The organism is Novosphingobium fuchskuhlense, assembly GCF_001519075.1.
Lineage (GTDB): Bacteria > Pseudomonadota > Alphaproteobacteria > Sphingomonadales > Sphingomonadaceae > Novosphingobium > Novosphingobium fuchskuhlense.
Map to the genome: position 1 here is coordinate 168,131 of NZ_KQ954245.1, position 17,688 is coordinate 185,818.

The window sequence follows — 17,688 nt, forward strand, 5'->3', positions numbered from 1 at the left end:
TGTTGCGTTGAACCGGCCCGCCGCCTGTCCTTCGGGTGCAGGCGGCGGGCCGTTGTTCTGAGATAGGAACCGCAATGTCGGCAGAGATTGATTTCTACGAACTGCTCGAAGTCGAGCGCACCGCGGACGAGAAGGTGCTCAAGTCCGCCTATCGCAAGCTGGCCATGAAATACCATCCGGACAAGAACCCGGGGTGCCAGGACAGCGAAGCGAAGTTCAAGCAGATCAACGAGGCTTATGCCTGCCTCTCCGATCCGCAGAAGCGGGCGGCCTATGATCGCTATGGCCATGCCGCGTTCCAGCAGGGCGGTGGCGGCGGCCCGGGCGGCTTTGGCGGCAGCGCCGATTTCGGCGATCTGGGCGATATCTTCGAGACGATCTTCGGCGGCGCGTTCGGCGGCGGCGGACGCCAGCAGGCGCGCCGTGGCGGCGATCTGCGCTACGACATGGAAATCACGCTGGAAGACGCCTTCCATGGCAAGTCCGCCGAAATCGCGGTCGAGGTGGCGCAGAGCTGCCAGCCCTGCAGCGGCACCGGCGCGACGCCCGGAACGTCCGCGCGGCGCTGCAACCTGTGCGGCGGGCACGGCAAGGTGCGGGCGCAGCAGGGCTTTTTCATGGTCGAGCGGACTTGCCCGACCTGCCATGGCCGCGGCGAGGTGATCGAAAGCCCCTGCAAGAGCTGCCGGGGCGAGGGCCGCGTCGACGCCGAGCAGAAGCTCGAGGTGCAGATCCCGGCGGGCGTGGACAACGGCACGCGCATCCGGCTTGCCGGCAAGGGCGAGGCGGGACCGTTCGGCGCACCGCCGGGCGATCTCTACATCTTCCTCCATGTGAAGCGCCACCGCATGTTCGAGCGCGAGGGCACGACGCTGCTCACGCGCTGCCCCATCAGCTTCACCAAGGCGGCGCTGGGCGGCGAGATCGAGATTCCCGGGCTGGACGGGGCGCGGCACAAGATCGAGATCCCTGCCGGCATCCAGTCCGGCAAGCAGCTGCGCAAGCGCGGCGCGGGCATGCCCGTGCTGCAGGGGCGTGGGTCTGGCGATCTGGTGATCGAGATTCAGGTCGAGACGCCGACCAAGCTCTCGGCCCGTCAACGCGAATTGTTGCGCGAGTTCCAGGCGACCGAGACGGGTGAGGAAACCCCGCAGTCGAAGGGCTTCTTCGACCGGATCAAGGATGCGTGGAACGATCTGACGGAGTAGGGGCGCGGGCTGTTCCCCGTTCGGATCAGCCACCCCTTTCGTCATTGCAAGCGCAGCGAAGCGATCCAGAGCGTTAGGCAAGCCGCGCTGGATTGCTTCGTCTCTGCGATCCTCGCAATGACGAACGTGAGGGGAATTTTGGAAGCGCCTCAGCCCCCGGCAAACATTGTGTTCACCTCAGCGATCACGCCGTCGACCATACCCGGTTCGGCCGTGAGGCGCGGCTTTTCCTCCTCCAGAATCGCGAGAAAGACATCGCGTTTGAAGGTGCGGATCACGCTGTCCGGCAGGGGGGGCTCGGCGGTTGAGGCAATCAGATCCACCGTGCGCTCGGCGCCGTGGAGCCGGCCCCAGAGGTAGTCGTTCTCGCGGTAGGCGCGCGCGAAAAACGCACCGAAGTGGAAGAATTCGATACCCTTGAGGCAGGCCCGCGTGCCGCCGTGACGGATCGACATCGCGTCTTCGGGCGAGATGCGGTCGACCTTGACGGGATCGAACTCGCCCATCCCTTCGCCCTGCAGCAGCGGCAACGTGGCGACATCGTAGAACGGAAAGCCGAGGTAGGCGTATAGGAAGCGGCGGCGCAGCGGCTTGCTCATGGCGGCGAGGCCGTCGATGATCATCGCGTCGACGGCAAGGTCGATACCGGTCAGATCGCGCCGCCGCGCAATTTCGGCAAGGATGACACCCGGATGGCTGAGCGCGTCCGCAGCAGCCTGCGCGAAGTCCTCGCCGAGGCCGGCGCCGGTTTGTTTCGCCTGATAGAGCGCCTGTGCCCGGTAGACGATATTGCGCGCGGCCTCGCGCTCCGCCGGAGTGATCCCTTCGGCATCGTCCCAGTCCTGCGTCAGGCGGCGGGCGAGCAGTTTCAGGCGGCGGATGCGGAAGCCGAAATCATGCGCGCGGAAAAAGGCGATGGCCTCCGCCGTCGCGCCGCCCCTGGCCTGCGCAAGGCGGTCGAACCCGCGCGTCGCGAGATGTGCCCAGAGCTCGGCCTCGACCGCACCGCGAGGTGGAGCGTCCGCCATCGCTCCCTCGATCACCTCGGCGAGTGACGTCACCACGCCGGCGAGCTTGACCTGCGCGTAGCCGTGGAACGCGAAACCGGCCTGCTCGGCGGCGGCCTGCTGCGCCTTGGCGCGCCACGCCGTGAGACGCTTCTGGTTCGGATGATCGAAGAAGAAGGTAAAGCCGAAAAGCCGCTCGACCGCGGTATCGATTTCGCCGCGCAAGGTATCGACGATCATCCTGAGGCGCGCCCGCTCGCGCGATTGGGCTTCGAGGGCCTCGAGGTTGTCGCGGATCGGCTGTTCGCGCGGGATCGAGGAGAGTGAGCCGAAGATCGCCGAGAAAAAGCCGACCGGCCGGTCCGATTGCGCGGGCACGCCGATGCCGGGGCTCGGGTCGATATAGACAAACCGGCGGTCAACCTCGCGCTGGGCGGGCCTGTCGCGCAGCACGGCCATGGCGGGCGCGAAGGGCCGGTTGACGAGAACAGCGCCATCGACGAGCGCTGCCTCGGCGAGCTGGCCGCGCTTCCAGCGGCTTGGCATCACGCGTTTCAGGAACGCCTCGCGGCCCCGCCAGGCCAGCCTGCGTTCGCTGGTGAGCCTGTCCATTTCAGCGAGCATGAGCGGGGGAAAGGCCCCGGGAAAGCTGGCGGTCGAGCGTGCGGCGAACACGAGTTCGGCGCGTTCGGCAATGTCCTCGCCTGTGCCCGCGGCGGCATTGCGGCGAAAGCCGATGGCCAGGCGGTGCTCGCTTTCCTCGACCACCGGCGGGCTGTTGAGCCTGAGGTCCTCGAGGTGGCCGTTGAAGTCGGTGACGGTAACGAGGAGATCGAGCGGGTGTCCGGCCGGCAGCAGCGGCGCGGTTTTGCCGCCGGTTTCGCCCATGGCGTCAAGCGCTTCGGCGAGCAGGTGCGAGAATCCGATCCCGCTGAACGGCGGGGCGAACCAGCGCGCACGAATGAGGTGCGAGAGCTTGAGGCGCACTTCGCGGCGCGTGCTGGCCGAGGCCACCGTGCGGCTGACGACATTACCGGGGCGCTTCAGGAGGAACCACACCAGCGGCTGTGCCCAGAACTTGGCAAAGCGGCTCCAGGGGCGGGCATCGGGGTCGAGCAGCACTTCGACATCGGCGCGCTCCAACCAGAGCCGGGAAAGCGGCTCGAGGCTCTGTCCGCTCGCTAGCGCCTGCGCCAGGAACACGCCATTGATGCCGCCCGCGCTCGCGCCCGAAATGATGTCGGGCAGGATTCGCAGTTTGAGTTCGCGGATCTGCACGAGGGTTTCAAGCAGCCGACGATAGACCGCTTCGGGCCCCGTGGCCGGCGGGCTCTCGTCGTGAAACGCGCGGCTGGCGCGCGTGGCGTACCAGATCTCCTTGGTGACACCGTGCATGTAGACCGCAAGGCTGATGCCGCCGTAGCAGACCAGCGCGAGCCGCAGTTCCTTCTCCCGCATGGCACGCACCATGACAGCGATTTGTCCGTTTCGCCAGTGCAGGCGCTGCATAAGTCGATGCTGTAAACCGCGCCGACAATTCCGGCATGGCGTAACAATCAGCCACGCAATTTCGCGGCTTTTGCCGGTTAACGCCGAGAAACAGGGTGTCAGATTTACCGACGCTTTACCCCTCGGAGCCTAGAAGACGCCGAGAAGGCCCGTACCGGGCCGACAAGCCGGATGACCGGGGTAGCATGATCCGCCTGTTCAAACTCTATATCCCCAACGCGGTGTTCCTGCTGGCGCTGCTGGATTTCGTGCTGCTGATCGCCTCGGGCGAGCTGGGCTGGATGGTCCGCGCACACCAGATCGGCATCGATAACGGGATCGTGGCGGACAGGTGGGTGCCGCTGCTGATTTTCGCAGGGCTGGTGCAGACCGCGATGATCTCGGTCGGCGTCTACGGCTCGGACGCGCTGCGTTCGATGCGCTATGCCACCGCGCGGCTGCTGGTGGCGATCAGCCTCGGCATCATTGCACTTTCAGTGGTCTATTTCATGCTGCCGGGACGCACGCTGTGGCGGTCGAACCTCTTCTACGCGATGTTCATCGCGATGGCGCTGCTGGTGTTCATCCGCATCCTCCTGGGCGGCCTGCTGGGCACGGCCGTGTTCCGGCGGCGCGTGCTGGTGCTGGGCGCCGGCGAGCGGGCGGAACGCCTGCGCCAGCTGGGCGAGCGGCTTGAAGCGGGCTTTGTCATCGTCGGCTTCGTCGGCATGAGCGACAGTGCGCCGGTGATCAAGGAAGCCATCAACCGCACCGCGATCCACAATCTCACCCGCTATGTCGAAAACCTCGGGGTCAGCGAAGTGGTGCTGGCGCTGGAAGAGCGGCGCAATGCCCTGCCGCTGAAGGACCTGCTGCGGATCAAGACCACCGGCGTCCACGTCAACGACTTCTCGACCTTCATGGAGCGCGAGACGGGCCGCGTCGATCTCGACACGGTGAACCCCAGCTGGCTCATCTTCTCGGACGGGTTTTCTTCGGGCCGGATGATCTCGAGCGCCTTCAAGCGGATCTTCGACATTTGCGCGAGCCTGGTGCTGCTCCTGCTGACAGCCCCCGTCATCGCGCTCTTCGCGATCATCGTGAAGCTCGACAGCCGCGGGCCGGCCTTCTTCCGCCAGACCCGTGTCGGGCTCTACGGCCAGAACTTCAGCCTCATCAAGCTGCGCTCGATGCGCACCGATGCCGAGAAGGCCGGCGCGCAGTGGGCGGCCAAGGACGATCCGCGCGTGACCCGTGTCGGCAAGCTGATCCGCAAGCTGCGCATCGACGAACTGCCGCAGGCCTGGACCGTTCTCAAGGGCGAGATGAGCTTCGTGGGCCCCCGTCCGGAGCGGCCCGAATTCGTCTCCGACCTCGAGGACAAGCTGCCCTATTATGCCGAACGCCACATGGTGAAGCCGGGCATCACCGGCTGGGCGCAGATCAACTATCCCTATGGTGCCTCGATCGAGGATTCGCGCCACAAGCTCGAATACGATCTCTACTATGCCAAGAACTATAGTCCGTTCCTCGACCTGCTGATCCTCCTCCAGACGCTGCGCGTGGTGCTCTGGAACGAGGGCGCGCGCTGAGCTGCAGCCGGGAGCGCCGCGATGCACAGTCCGCTTGGATGGACGGGCCTCGGCCAGTGGAGCACCCTCGTTGCAGCGTTTGCGGCGATGCTGCTCACGGTGTGGATGGCGGACCGGCGTCGGCGCGGCAGGGAAACCAGCCGTGCGCTGATCGGGGCGCTGACACTGACCACGGCGTGGACGCTGCTGGGGTCCGCGATGGGGCCCTTTGCGGCGGTCACCCAAGTCTTCGAACTGCTGCGCAACCTCGGCTGGCTTGCGGTGGTCTATTCGCTGTTCGCGCGCGACAACCGGCATACCAGCGTGGTGCAGGTGCGCCCGGTGCTGGCCGTGCTGGCCATGGTCGAACTCTTCCAGCTCATGCTGCTGGTGCTCGCTGTCCGCTTCGCTGCGGTCCAGCCCGCCGTTGCCATGATCTTCCAGCTGTCGGTGATGTTCCGCCTGTTGCTGACGACGGGCGCACTGGTGCTGGTCCACAATCTTTATGTCGGTGCGATCAGCGGGCAGCGCGATGCGGTGCGGTGGACCGCGCTCGCGCTTGCGCTGATGTGGGGCTACGACCTCAATTTCTACACGATCGCCTACCTCGGGCGGATGATCCCGCAGGAAATGGTGGCGCTGCGCGGGCTGATCCAGATTGGCGCCATACTGCTCGTCGCCGTCGGCGCGATGCGCGGCGGATCGCCGCTTCGCTTTTCGCCGAGCCGGTCGGTCGCGTTCCAGTCGCTCTCGCTGCTGGTGATAGGCGGCTACCTGATCCTGATGGTCGCCGCAGCGCAGTCGGTCGCCTGGCTGGGCGGCGATGTCAGCCAGCTTGCGCAGCTGGGCTTTGCCTTTGCGACGACGGTGGTGATCCTCGCGCTCGTGCCTTCGGGGCGGCTGCGCGGCTGGCTCAACGTGATGCTGGCCAAACACTTCTTCCAGCACCGCTATGACTACCGCGCCGAGTGGCAGCGCTTTACCCGCACCATCGGCCGCGCCGGACCCAACGCCCTGCCGCTGCATGCCCGCGTTGTTCAGGCGCTGGCCGACATTACCGACAGTGCCAGCGGGGTCATGCTGATTCCGGGCGAAGGCGGCGATCTCGTGCTGGCCGCGCGCTGGCAATGGCCTACGATCGAGGTTCCCGCCGAGGCCATGCCCGCGGCCACAGTGCAATTCTTCGAACGGCGCGGCTTCATCGTCGATCTCGACGAGGTGCGCGCCGGAACCGACCACGAGGGCGAGGCCGCCCTGATGCCGCGCTGGCTGGTGGAGGAACATGGTGCCTGGGCCCTCGTGCCGCTGCTGCACTACGACCGGCTGGTCGGGCTCGTCGTGCTCGGCCGCCCGCCGCTGGCGCGCAAGCTCGACTGGGAGGACTTCGATCTGCTGCGCGTGGTCGGCCAGCAGCTCGCCAGTTATATTGCCGAGCACAACGGACAGATCGCGCTCCTCGAGGCGAGCCGCTTCGACGAATTCAATCGCCGCATCGCCTTCGTCATGCACGATATCAAGAACCTCGCCAGCCAGCTCGCGCTGCTGGCCCGCAATGCCGAGCGCCATGCCGACAACCCCGCGTTCCGCAAGGACATGCTGGTCACGCTGACCAATGCGGCCGACAAGCTCAACGCCCTGCTGGCGCGGCTTTCCCGCTATGGCGCGGGCGGTGTGCAGCGGATTGAGGCCATCGATGCGACCGAGATCGCGGCTGCCGTGGCGGCGCGCTATGGCGGGGCAGGGGGCGATTGCCCGGTCTATGTGACGCAGAGCCAGTCCTGCCATGTGATGGCAAGCCGAGAGACGCTGGAACAAGTGCTGGCCCATCTCGTCCAGAACGCCGTCGATGCCAGCCAACCCGGCATGGCGGTGTTTCTCCAGACCCGGCACGACGGCGTGTCCGGGGTGATCGAGGTTGCCGATACCGGCTGCGGGATGAGCGCGGACTTCGTGCGCAACCGCCTGTTCAAGCCGTTTGTCTCGACCAAGGCGGGGGGCTTCGGGATCGGCGCGTTCGAGGCGCGCGAACTGGTGCGGGCAATGAACGGACGGCTGGAAGTGGAGAGCCGCGAGGGCCTCGGCAGCCGCTTTGCGGTGCGCCTGCCGCTGGTGGTGACCGCCAAGGGCGAAACAATTCCTGACGCGCAGTCAGGCGACAAGAAGGTGGCGTGATGATCCAGGAACGGCCCCCGAGCCCTGTAAAGGCGCTCCCCAAGCTCCTCATCGTCGAGGATGATCCGGGCCTGCAGGCGCAGCTGAAGTGGGCCTACGAGGACTTCGAGGTGTTTATCGCGGGCGACCGCCAGAGCGCGCTTGCGCTGCTGCGCGCAGAGGAACCGGCGGTGGTCACGCTCGACCTTGGCCTGCCGCCCGATCCCGACGGGACGAGCGAGGGCTTTGCCGTGCTCGACGCGATCATGGCGCTGAAGCCCGATACCAAGGTGATCGTCGCGAGCGGCCATGGCGCCCGCGAGAGCGCGCTGCGGGCGATCAGCCAGGGCGCCTATGATTTCTACGCCAAGCCCGTCGATATCGACGCGCTCGGCCTGATCGTGCGCCGTGCGCTCCATCTCCACCGGATCGAGGCGGAGAACCGCCAGCTTGCCGAGCGGGCGCCGGAAGACAACCGGGTGCTGGGCCGCATGATCACCGGCGCGCCGGAGATGGTGAAAGTGGCGCGCACGATCGAGCGGGTGGCGGGGACCAATGTCTCGGTCATGCTGCTGGGCGCGAGCGGCACCGGCAAGGAACTGCTGGCGCGCGGGCTCCATGAGGCGAGCCCCCGCCGACAGGGCGCCTTCGTGGCCATCAACTGCGCGGCGATCCCGGAAAACCTCCTCGAAAGCGAGCTGTTCGGCCACGAAAAGGGCGCGTTCACCGGTGCGGTGAAGACCACCGAGGGCAAGATCGAGCAGGCGAGTGGCGGCACGCTGTTCCTCGACGAAGTGGGCGACATTCCCTTTCCGCTGCAGGTCAAGCTGCTGCGCTTCCTGCAGGAGCGCACGATCGAGCGCATCGGCGGGCGGCGCTCGATCGAGGTGGACACGCGGATTGTCTGTGCCACGCATCAGAACCTCGAGGCGATGATCACCGACGGGCGGTTCCGCGAGGACCTGTTCTACCGGCTTGCCGAGATCGTCGTGCGCATCCCGAGCCTGGCCGAACGGCCGGGCGATGCGGCGCTCCTCGCCAAGGTGTTCCTCACGCGCTTTGCCGCGGAGATGAACCCCTCGGTCAAGGGCTTTGCACCCGATGCGCTGGCTGCCATCGATGGCTGGACCTGGCCGGGCAACGTGCGCGAGCTCGAAAACCGGGTGAAGCGCGCGGTTATCATGGCCGATGGCAAGCTGGTGACGGCCTCCGACCTCGATCTTGCCGAACCGGGCGAGGACGAGGCCAATCCGCTCAACCTCAAGTCCGCGCGCGAGGTGACCGACCGCAAGATGATCCGCCATGCGCTCGCCCGCAGCGAAGGGAACATCTCCAATACCGCGCGCCTCCTGGGGATCAGCCGGCCCACGCTCTATGATCTCCTCAAGCAGTACGACCTTCAGCATTAGGCGCCCGCTCGCCCTGACGCTCTCGGTATCGCTTGTCTTGCTGGCGCTGGCGGGACCGGCGGCGGGAGCTTCGCGGCTGGATACCTTGCGTGCCAAGGCGCAGGCCGCGATCGAGCGGCGCGATCCGGTCTCGGCAGAGGTCATGCTGCGCGCGGCCGTGCGCAGCGGCACCAGCGAAGACGCCCTTCGCGCGCACCTGGGGGAGGCTCTGCTCGCCCAGGGCGACCGGATTGAGGCGCGCAAGGTGCTGGAAGCCGGCGCTTTCGCGCCCGGTACCGAGTCGCTCGGATGGCGCGTCAGGGGCCAGATCGCGCTGGCGGAAGGCAATCTGCAGGCCGCCGCGAACGCATTCGATATGGCGCTGCGGTCGAATCCCGGCGATTCCGACTTGTGGGTCGCGATTGCCGCGCTGCGCTTTTCGGGCGGCGAGCAGCTCCAGTCGATCGAGGCGGCGGACCGCGCGGTGCAGCTCAATCCCCGCAACGCGCGGGCGCTGGCGTTCCGCGGCCTGCTGATCCGCGAACAATATGGCCTTGCCGCGGCCCTGCCGTGGTTCGAGGAAGGCCTCAAGGTGCAGCCGGACGATCCTGCGCTGCTGGGCGAATATGCCGCCACGCTGGGTGACATGGGCCAGTATCGCGCCATGCTGATTGTCTGCCGCAAGCTGGCGCAGGTCGATCCGAAGAACCCGCGCCCGGCGTTCCTCCAAGCCGTTCTCGCCGCGCGGGCCGGAGAGACCGACCTTGCCCGCACGATCCTCCAGCGCACCGGCGCGGCCTTTCGCGACATGCCGGCCGCGATCCTGCTGGCGGGTGTGCTCGAATACCGCGCCGGCAACATCAACGTGGCGGTGGAGCAGTTCGACCGGCTGGTGCGGATGCAGCCCGACAACCTCGAGGCGCGGCAAATGCTGCTGCGCGCCCTGGCCCGGCAGGGCAGTGACCAACCGCTTGTGAGCCGCTTCGACGGCGATGCGCAGCAACCCTGGGCCACACCTTATACGCAGAAACTGGTCGGGCAGAGCTGGCAGCGGCTGGGGCAGAAGCAGCGGGCCGGTGCACTGCTGGCTCTGGCGGCGAAGCCGCACGCGCATGGCCCCGCGCCGCTGCTGACCGAATTCGGTTCCGCTGTGCTGGGAGCGACCTATACCGATGGGCCCAATCGCGCCCAGACGGCGGTGCCCTTTATCCGTGCGCTGCTGAAGGAAGGCCGCAAGGACGAGGCGCAGACCGCGGCCGACCGACTGCGCGATGCCAATCCCGGCGCCGCGGAGGCCCATCTGCTCGCCGGTGACGTGCGCATCATGCGTGGGGACGTGGCCGGGGCGCTGGCCGATTACCAGAACGGCGCCGCGATCCGCTTCAACGAACCGGTGCTACGGCGCATGGATGCGGCGCTGCGCGCGCTGGGGCGCGTGCGCGACGCCGATAGCATGACCTCGCGCTATCTCGCGCAGAATCCGCAGAGCCTTGTTGCCATGCAGCTCCTCGCGGCGGCCTGGGCGAGCGGGCCGCGCCGCGACGCCTGGACGGCGGTTTCCCGGGCGCTGGCCGCGCGCGGGCAACCGGTCTCGGCACGCTAGGTCTCGACATTAAGTCTCGACAGAAAGGCCATCGCGCGGCAAACCGGCATTTCAATTGATCGGTTAAAAATGCGGGGTGAGTGATGGCTGGCGCGCTGGACGGTTTGACGGTTCTTGAATTCGCCGGGATCGGGCCCGGGCCTTTCGCGTGCATGATGCTGGCCGACCATGGCGCCAAAGTCATCCGGATCGATCGTCCTGGCGGCGGCGGCCGCACGGGCGATGCCGGCAACCGCGACATCCTCAACCGCAACCGCGTCCGGGTCGAGCTCGATCTGAAGGATCCCGCCGCGATCGCGCGCATCCGTGAACTGGTGAAGACCGCTGACGCGATCGTCGAGGGCTATCGCCCCGGCGTGATGGAGCGGCTGGGGCTGGGGCCGGACGTGCTGCTCGCCGACAATCCGCGCCTGGTCTATGGCCGCATGACTGGCTGGGGGCAGGAGGGGCCGATGGCGCCGCTGGCGGGCCACGATATCAACTACATCGCACTCGCGGGCGCACTCCACACCTATGGCGAGGCCGGTGGCAAGCCGCAGTTTCCGGTGAATGCGGTCGGTGATTTCGGCGGCGGCGGCATGGTCATGGCGTTCGGCGTGCTGGCGGGCGTGCTATCGGCACAGCGCACCGGCAAGGGGCAGGTCATCGACTGCGCGATGGTCGATGGTGCGGCGATCCTTTCGGCGATGACCTGGACCTTCTTCGGCAACGGCCAGTGGAAGGACGAGCGCGGCACCAACCTGCTCGATGGCGGCGCGCATTTCTACGATACCTACGAGACCAGCGACGGCAAGTGGATCGCGCTGGGCTCGATCGAGCCCCAGTTCTACGCGCTGCTCATGGAAAAGAGCGGCCTCGGCGCTGATCCGGCTTTCGCCGCGCAGCACGACCGGTCGCAGTGGCCCGCATTGAAGACCAAGGTGGCCGCGCTGATCCAGACCAGGACGCGCGCCGAATGGGAAGCGATCATGGACGGCACGGACATCTGCTTCGCGCCGGTGCTCAGCCTCAAGGAAGCGCCGCACCACCCGCACAACGCGGCACGCGGCACTTTCGTCGAGGATGGCGGGATGACGATGCCGGCACCCGCGCCGCGCTTCACGGGCACGCCGGCGCCTGCGCCGAAGCTCGCCTCTGAGCCGCTGGACTAGCCGGCCCTCAGTCCGCCCGCAGCGCGTCCTCGATCTCGCCGTCGGGGAAGCGGCGGTTGTGGCGGACGGACCACCACAGCGATAGGCCGATCAGCACCGCGCCGATCAGGCCCGTCACGGTTTCCGGAATCGCGATATGCGCCGAGATCAGCATGATCGCGGCGAGTGCGATGATCGCCCAGAACGCACCGTGCTCGAGATAGCGGTATTCCGCGAGGGTCCCGGTCCGCACCAGCAGCAGGGTCAGGGAACGCACGAACATCGCGCCGATCGACAGGCCAAGCGCGATCACGACCATGTTGTTGGACAGCGCGAAGGCTCCGATCACCCCGTCGAAACTGAACGATGCATCAAGCACATTGAGATAGAGGAAGCCGGCGAGGCCCGAGCGTACGACTTGCCCTGCCGCCTGCTGTGCTGCTTCGCGCATTTCGAGCAGGGTGCCGATCGCCTCGACCACGATGAAGGTCACGATGCCGAGCGCGCTGGCGCCGAGGAAGGTCAGGGCCTCGGCGGAAGGCAGCAGCAGCGAAACGCCGTAGACCGCCATGAGCAGGATTGCGATTTCGGCGGCCTTGATATCGGCAAAGCGCGCGAGGCGGCTCTCGAGCCAGGTGATCCAGTGCACGTCCTTCTCGCCGTCAAAGAAGAACGAGAGGCCGACCATCGCGAGGAAGGCGCCGCCAAACCCGGCGATGCCGACATGGGCGCTGGAGACGATCGCTTCATAGCGCGCGGGCTCGGTCAGCGAGATTCGCAGCGCCTCCATCGGGCCCATGCCGGCCGCAATGGCGACAATGGCCAGCGGGAACACGATCCGCATGCCGAAGACCGCGATCACCATGCCCCAGGTGAGGAAGCGGCGCTGCCACACCGCGTCCATCTCGCCCAGCACCGCCGCGTTGACCACGGCATTGTCGAACGAGAGCGAGATCTCGAGCACCGAGAGCATCACCACGATCCACAGCATCGCGAGTGTGGCGGGCACGGATGCAGTCTGGAACCAGCCATAGGCGGCCGCCAGCGCAAGGCAGACAAGGGTGAAGGCGATCGAGCCGCCGAAATTCCTGAGCAAGCGTTGGTCCCGTCCTGACCGCAGGATAGCGGTTGCCGACGGCCTTACTTCGGTTGGTAGGTCTGTTCCACCCCCGGAAAGGTGCGGGCGCGCACTTCGGCGGCATAGGTGGCGGCAGCGGCTGAAATCGTCTCGGCCAGGTGCTCGTAGATCTTCACGAAGCGCGGCGTGCGCTCGAACATGCCGAGCATGTCGTCGGTCACCAGCACTTGCCCATCGCACTGCGCCGAAGCACCGATGCCGATGGTGGGGCAGGGGATGGCCTTCGTGATCGCGATCGCCAGCGGCTCGACCACGCCTTCGACGACGATGGCAAAGGCGCCCGCATCGGCAATCGCGCGCGCGTCGCCCACGATCTTCTCCGCTTCCGCCGCGCTGCGCCCGCGCGCGTTGTAGCCGCCGAGCACATTGACCGCCTGCGGGGTGAGGCCGACGTGGCCCATCACCGGGATGCCGCGCTGGGTCAGAAACGCCACGGTCTCTGCCATCGCCGTCCCGCCTTCGAGCTTCACCGCATCGCAGCCGGTTTCCTTGAGCAGGCGCGATGCGCTCTCGAAGGCCTGCTGCGGCGACTGTTCGTAGGCCCCGAAGGGCATGTCGACAACGACCGCCGCGTGATACGAGCCGCGCACCACGGCCGCGCCGTGCGCGCTCATCATGTCGAGCGTGACGGGAACGCTTGAGGGCAGGCCATAGATCACTTGGCCGAGTGAATCGCCGACGAGCAGCAGGTCGCAGTGTGCATCGAGCAGTTGCGCCTGGCGCGCGGTGTAGGCTGTCAGCATGACAACCGGTTGCTCCGTCACCCCGTCCACCTTGCGCTGGCGGATGCCGGGGATGTTGAGCCGCTTCATCGGCGCCGGGGTCGGGTGCGCGCGGCTCGTGGCGGTGTCGAGAACGTAAGTCGTGGACATGGCGAGGTTCCCTGTCGCTGGGCCCGTGCTTTTAGAACAATGCCAGAAAGCCGCAAGGCCGGGTCCGTTTCGGTCTGTTGCTGTCCCGCTGCAACGCACGTGTCTGGGGAAAAAGCGCTTTGCGGCGGCGGCCCTCGGCGCTAGCAATAAAAGTAGCAAACCTGGTGACGGCAGCTGCGCCCGCGCAATGGTTGGATGGGCGCAATCGGCTGACGGACCAAGGCGGGAGAAATCAATGTTCGGTCGCGTCAAACCTCTCGACGCCATTCTTGCAACTGCCGAGAAGAAATCGCTGCATCGCTCGCTCGGCGCGTTCCAACTGACCATGCTCGGCGTCGGCGCCGTCATCGGTACCGGCATCTTCGTGCTGACGGCCGAGGCGGCGCAGAAGGCGGGCCCCGGCATGATGATCAGCTTCGTCATCGCCGGCTTCGTCTGTGCGGTGGCCGCCCTGTGCTACGCCGAAATGGCCGCGATGGTGCCGGTCTCGGGCTCGGCCTATACCTACAGCTACGCCGTGATGGGCGAACTGGTCGCGTGGATGGTCGGCTGGGCGCTGATCCTTGAATACGCGATCGCGGCCGGCGCGGTCTCGGTCGGTTGGTCGGGCTACATGATCGGGTTCATCCAGCACAGTTTCCATATTACTGTTCCACTCGAATTCGTGCGCGGGCCGTTCGATGGCGGGTTGATCAACCTGCCGGCGATGGGAATCGCGGCGGTGATCACGTGGCTGCTTGTGCTTGGCACCAAGGAAAGCGCCACGGTCAACGCGGTGCTGGTGGCAATCAAGATCGCGGCGCTTTCGATGTTCGTGGTACTGACCTTGCCGGTGATCCAGACGGGCAAGTTCGTGCCCTTCGCTCCGCTTGGTTTCACCGGCATTTCGGGCGCGGCGGCCTCGATCTTCTTTGCCTATGTGGGCTTCGATGCGGTCTCCACCGCAGCGGAGGAGACCAAGAACCCGCAGCGCAACATGCCGATCGGCCTCATTGGCAGCCTTGGCATCTGCACCGTATTCTACATGCTGGTCGCCGCCGGCGTGATCGGCACCGTGGGCGCGCAGCCCATGTTCGGTCCGGCAGGCGAAGTGCTGTCGCCCGGCACGCCCGCACTTTCCGCCGCCTGCGCCGCCGTTCAGGACAATGCGGTGGTCTGCTCGAAGGAAGCGCTTGCCTGGACCCTTCGGTCGGTCGGCTATCCCTTCGTCGGCTGGCTGGTCGGTGCCGCCGCCATTCTGGCGCTGCCCTCGGTGATCCTCATGATGATGTTCGGCCAGACCCGCATCTTCTTCGTGATGAGCCGCGATGGCCTGCTGCCCGAGTTCTTCTCGCGCATTCACCCCAAGTTCCGCACCCCGCACGTGATCACGATCCTCACCGGCGTGTTCGTGGCGCTGTTCGCCGCGTTCTTCCCGGTGGGCCTGCTGGCTGACGTCTCCAACTCGGGTACGCTGTTCGCCTTTGCCGCGGTTTCGATTGCGGTGCTGGTGCTGCGCCGGACCGATGCCAATCGGCACCGTCCGTTCCGCACGCCTGCCGTGGCGCTCGTCGCGCCGATCTCGATCGCGGGCTGCGTCTACCTGTTCTTCAGCCTCTCGCGCGAGACGATCCTGCTGTTCTTCGGCTGGGCGCTGGTCGGGCTGGTGATCTACTACACTTACAGCCGCAGCCGCAGCCATCTGGGCCGGGGTACCGTCGAAGTGCACGAGACGGACGCCGATATTCCGCCACAGTCGGTGCCGCCGGTCGTCTGATCGCCGGATCCGCGCCATGCCAAGAGGGCCGCTTCCCCAGGAGGGAGGCGGCCCTTTTGCATGAAGGGGTAGGGCAGACGGGGAGATGCTTGCATGATGGAAGGATAAGAACATAATAGGAACATGAACCGAATCGAAGCCTGTTCCAAAGTCCATGTTCTTTCGCCGCCGCTGCCTGCGGGATTGCGGCGCGGTGCTGTATCCAGTCTCTCCAAGTCCGCGCGCTGGCGGCCGGGGATCGCCGCCTCGTGCCGCCACACCGAAGTCTTCGCCGCCGGCGGGGAGGCGACCGGCGCCGCGCTCGCGTTGGCTCTGGCGCGCGATGCCCTTGGTGCCGATGCAGACGATCAGCGCCCCTGGCTCTGGGTGCAGGACAAGGCGGCGCTGCGCCTTTCCGGGCGGCCCTATCGCCCCGGCCTTCCCGAACATCTGCGCCACCGTCTGATCCACGTTGCCGCCGCGAACCCGGAGGACGCGCTCTTCGCGCTGGAAGAAGGGCTGCGCTGCCGCGACCTCGCCTTCGTGATCGGGGAGATCGCGGCTAACCCCCGCGCGCTCGATTTCACGGCCTCGCGCCGCCTCAGCCTCGCGGCGGAAAAGCATGGCACCGCGCTGTGGCTGGTGCGGCTGGACGCACGCAGTGATCTCGGCTCGGCGCGGATGCGCTGGCGCGCGGCTGCCGCCGCCTCGCCTCCGCCGCGCTGGAACCCGCAGGCGCCCGGCCGGCCGGCATGGCGCGCCGAGCTGTTTCGCGCCCACACCTTTCAACCCGGATACTGGACCTTGCGCGATGACGGTACCCATCTCGCCGCAGCCCCTGTCGCGCCGGATCATGGCGATCTGGTGCATGGGATTGGCGCTCGATCGCTGGCGGCTGGCTGAAGGCTGCGCGGCGGGAGCAGGGGCCGACGCCGAACCGCTCGCGCTGATCGCCGAAACGGCGCACGGACCCCGGATCGCCACGGTGAACGCCGCAGGGGCAGAGCAAGGCGTGCGCCCCGGCGCGATGCTGGCCGACGCGCGCACGCTGTGCCCGCAGCTTGCCGTGCGCTCCGCCGATCCCGCGGGAGACCTCGCGTTTCTGGAAAACCTCGCGCTCTGGGCGCAGCGCTGGGGGCCGTGGAGCGCGCTCGATCCGCCCGATGGCCTGCTTGTCGATACCACCGGCACCGCCCACCTGTTCGGCGGGGAGGCCATGCTGCTGGCGGACGCACGCGCGCAGCTTGCCCGGCGCGGCCTTGTGGCACGCGCCGCGATCGCGCCGACGGCAGGTGCGGCCTGGGCGCTGGCACACTTCGGGCCTGAAAGCGCGATCCTCGAAGCCGGGGACGACCTCATGGACCGTCTCGCGGGGCTGCCGGTCGCGGCCTTGCGGCTTGATGACGATGTCCTGCTCCTCCTGCGCCGCCTGGGCCTGAAGCGGCTGGGCGATCTGGCCGGCATCGGGCGTGAGGCGCTGGCGCGGCGCTTCCGCAATCGCCGCTCGCCCGGCGCAAACCCGCTGGTGCGGCTCGACCAGCTGCTGGGCCGCGTGCCCGAACCGCTGCTCCCGGTGGTCGCCGCCGAGCAGCCGATGGTGCAGCGCCGCCTGATGGAACCCATCCGTCACCGCCCGCTGCTCGACCGGGTGCTGGCAGACCTTGCCGAGGACATGGCGCGCGCGCTGGAGGGACGCGGGGAGGGCGCGCGCCGGCTCGAACTGGCGGCGTGGAAGGTCGACGGCGATGTCGTGGTGCGGCGGCTCGAGATGGCGGCGGCGACACGCGATCCCGCGCATGTCTGCCGCCTGTTCGCCGCGCGGCTCGATGATCTCGATGCAGGCTTCGGGATCGAACTGGTGCGCCTTCTCGCCCCGTGGACCGAACCGCTCGCGCTCGCGCAGGCCGAACTCGATGCCGCAGCCGAACGCCACGGCACCAGCCTTGCCGCCTGCATCGACCGGCTGACGGTGCGGCTGGGTGCGGAGGCCGTGCGCCGCCCGCTGCCGCGCGCCAGCCACTTGCCCGAACGTGCGCAGCGCTGGGCCCCGCCGCTGGAGCCGCTGCCGGGGCTTCAGGAAGACTTTGCCTTCCACGAACGTCCCCTCAAGCTGCTCGACCGGCCCGAGCCCATCGCGGTGATCTACGAAGCGCCGGACGGGCTTCCCCGCCTGTTCCGCTGGCGCGGCGGCGTGCACGAGATCGCCCGCGCCGAGGGGCCCGAGCGCATCGCCCCCGAGTGGTGGCGCGAACGCTCCAGCGTGCGCCTGCGCGATTACTACCGCATCGAGGACAGCACGGGCCGCCGCTACTGGATCTATCGCCACGGCCTTGCCGGCGATGGCCGTGGCGGCGCGCCCGAATGGTTCCTGCAGGGGCTTTGCGCGTGATGGCGCGC

The 17,688-nt window shown here is 67.4% G+C and carries 12 protein-coding genes; 9 read left to right on the forward strand and 3 right to left on the reverse strand.

The features are described from left to right. The first annotated feature begins 74 nt into the window (after window positions 1-74). A complete protein-coding gene (gene dnaJ, locus AQZ52_RS10545) occupies window positions 75-1,208 on the forward strand; it encodes a molecular chaperone DnaJ (RefSeq protein WP_067910204.1) in 1,134 nt (377 codons plus the stop codon). A 149-nt stretch (window positions 1,209-1,357) separates the two neighbouring features. Here dnaJ and AQZ52_RS10550 read toward each other — a convergent pair whose 3' ends face one another. After that, window positions 1,358-3,685, reverse strand: a complete 2,328-nt coding sequence (locus AQZ52_RS10550) for a patatin-like protein (protein WP_240481588.1) — start codon at window positions 3,683-3,685, stop codon at window positions 1,358-1,360. A 224-nt stretch (window positions 3,686-3,909) separates the two neighbouring features. Here AQZ52_RS10550 and AQZ52_RS10555 point away from each other — a divergent pair, with 224 nt between their 5' ends. From AQZ52_RS10555 to AQZ52_RS10575, 5 genes are all read left to right on the forward strand, one after another. Further along, window positions 3,910-5,295: a TIGR03013 family XrtA/PEP-CTERM system glycosyltransferase gene (locus AQZ52_RS10555; RefSeq protein ID WP_067910206.1), complete on the forward strand. Its 1,386-nt coding sequence runs from the start codon at window positions 3,910-3,912 to the stop codon at window positions 5,293-5,295. Between the two features lie 21 nt (window positions 5,296-5,316). After that, a complete protein-coding gene (prsK, locus tag AQZ52_RS10560) occupies window positions 5,317-7,446 on the forward strand; it encodes an XrtA/PEP-CTERM system histidine kinase PrsK (protein WP_067910209.1) in 2,130 nt (709 codons plus the stop codon). Continuing rightward, complete coding sequence (gene prsR, locus AQZ52_RS10565) at window positions 7,446-8,834, forward strand: PEP-CTERM-box response regulator transcription factor (RefSeq protein ID WP_067910212.1); 1,389 nt, start codon at window positions 7,446-7,448, stop codon at window positions 8,832-8,834. Before prsK ends, prsR begins: the two co-directional genes overlap by 1 nt. Further along, the gene (locus tag AQZ52_RS10570) at window positions 8,800-10,416 is read left to right on the forward strand and encodes a tetratricopeptide repeat protein (protein WP_082697780.1); all 1,617 of its coding nucleotides are present in this window, start codon (window positions 8,800-8,802) and stop codon (window positions 10,414-10,416) included. The genes prsR and AQZ52_RS10570 overlap by 35 nt, the downstream gene beginning before the upstream one ends. A gap of 83 nt (window positions 10,417-10,499) precedes the next feature. Further along, window positions 10,500-11,567: a CaiB/BaiF CoA transferase family protein gene (locus AQZ52_RS10575; protein ID WP_067910215.1), complete on the forward strand. Its 1,068-nt coding sequence runs from the start codon at window positions 10,500-10,502 to the stop codon at window positions 11,565-11,567. Between the two features lie 7 nt (window positions 11,568-11,574). Here AQZ52_RS10575 and AQZ52_RS10580 read toward each other — a convergent pair whose 3' ends face one another. Next, the gene (locus AQZ52_RS10580) at window positions 11,575-12,642 is read right to left on the reverse strand and encodes a DUF475 domain-containing protein (protein WP_067910218.1); all 1,068 of its coding nucleotides are present in this window, start codon (window positions 12,640-12,642) and stop codon (window positions 11,575-11,577) included. A gap of 44 nt (window positions 12,643-12,686) precedes the next feature. Then, the gene (panB, locus tag AQZ52_RS10585; RefSeq protein WP_067910221.1) at window positions 12,687-13,556 is read right to left on the reverse strand and encodes a 3-methyl-2-oxobutanoate hydroxymethyltransferase; all 870 of its coding nucleotides are present in this window, start codon (window positions 13,554-13,556) and stop codon (window positions 12,687-12,689) included. 235 nt (window positions 13,557-13,791) lie between these two features. Here panB and AQZ52_RS10590 point away from each other — a divergent pair, with 235 nt between their 5' ends. The 3 genes from AQZ52_RS10590 to AQZ52_RS10600 all read left to right on the forward strand — a co-directional run bounded on the left by AQZ52_RS10590 (window position 13,792) and on the right by AQZ52_RS10600 (window position 17,680). After that, the gene (locus AQZ52_RS10590) at window positions 13,792-15,312 is read left to right on the forward strand and encodes an amino acid permease (RefSeq protein WP_067910224.1); all 1,521 of its coding nucleotides are present in this window, start codon (window positions 13,792-13,794) and stop codon (window positions 15,310-15,312) included. Between the two features lie 123 nt (window positions 15,313-15,435). Then, window positions 15,436-16,194 carry a hypothetical protein gene (locus tag AQZ52_RS10595; RefSeq protein WP_240481589.1) on the forward strand — a complete coding sequence of 253 codons (759 nt, stop codon included), beginning with the start codon at window positions 15,436-15,438 and terminating at the stop codon, window positions 16,192-16,194. Then, a complete protein-coding gene (locus AQZ52_RS10600; RefSeq protein ID WP_067910227.1) occupies window positions 16,103-17,680 on the forward strand; it encodes a DUF6504 family protein in 1,578 nt (525 codons plus the stop codon). The genes AQZ52_RS10595 and AQZ52_RS10600 overlap by 92 nt, the downstream gene beginning before the upstream one ends. The last annotated feature ends 8 nt before the right edge of the window (window positions 17,681-17,688 follow it).

Coding starts and splice junctions, on each gene's coding strand:
- AQZ52_RS10555 (WP_067910206.1), top strand. CDS start 3,910: ATGATCCGCCTGTTCAAACTCTATATCCCCAACGCGGTGTTCCTGCTG.
- AQZ52_RS10590 (WP_067910224.1), top strand. CDS start 13,792: ATGTTCGGTCGCGTCAAACCTCTCGACGCCATTCTTGCAACTGCCGAG.
- prsR (WP_067910212.1), top strand. CDS start 7,446: ATGATCCAGGAACGGCCCCCGAGCCCTGTAAAGGCGCTCCCCAAGCTC.
- AQZ52_RS10550 (WP_240481588.1), bottom strand. CDS start 3,685: ATGGTGCGTGCCATGCGGGAGAAGGAACTGCGGCTCGCGCTGGTCTGC.
- prsK (WP_067910209.1), top strand. CDS start 5,317: ATGCACAGTCCGCTTGGATGGACGGGCCTCGGCCAGTGGAGCACCCTC.
- dnaJ (WP_067910204.1), top strand. CDS start 75: ATGTCGGCAGAGATTGATTTCTACGAACTGCTCGAAGTCGAGCGCACC.
- panB (WP_067910221.1), bottom strand. CDS start 13,556: ATGTCCACGACTTACGTTCTCGACACCGCCACGAGCCGCGCGCACCCG.
- AQZ52_RS10575 (WP_067910215.1), top strand. CDS start 10,500: ATGGCTGGCGCGCTGGACGGTTTGACGGTTCTTGAATTCGCCGGGATC.
- AQZ52_RS10600 (WP_067910227.1), top strand. CDS start 16,103: ATGACGGTACCCATCTCGCCGCAGCCCCTGTCGCGCCGGATCATGGCG.
- AQZ52_RS10570 (WP_082697780.1), top strand. CDS start 8,800: ATGATCTCCTCAAGCAGTACGACCTTCAGCATTAGGCGCCCGCTCGCC.
- AQZ52_RS10595 (WP_240481589.1), top strand. CDS start 15,436: ATGAACCGAATCGAAGCCTGTTCCAAAGTCCATGTTCTTTCGCCGCCG.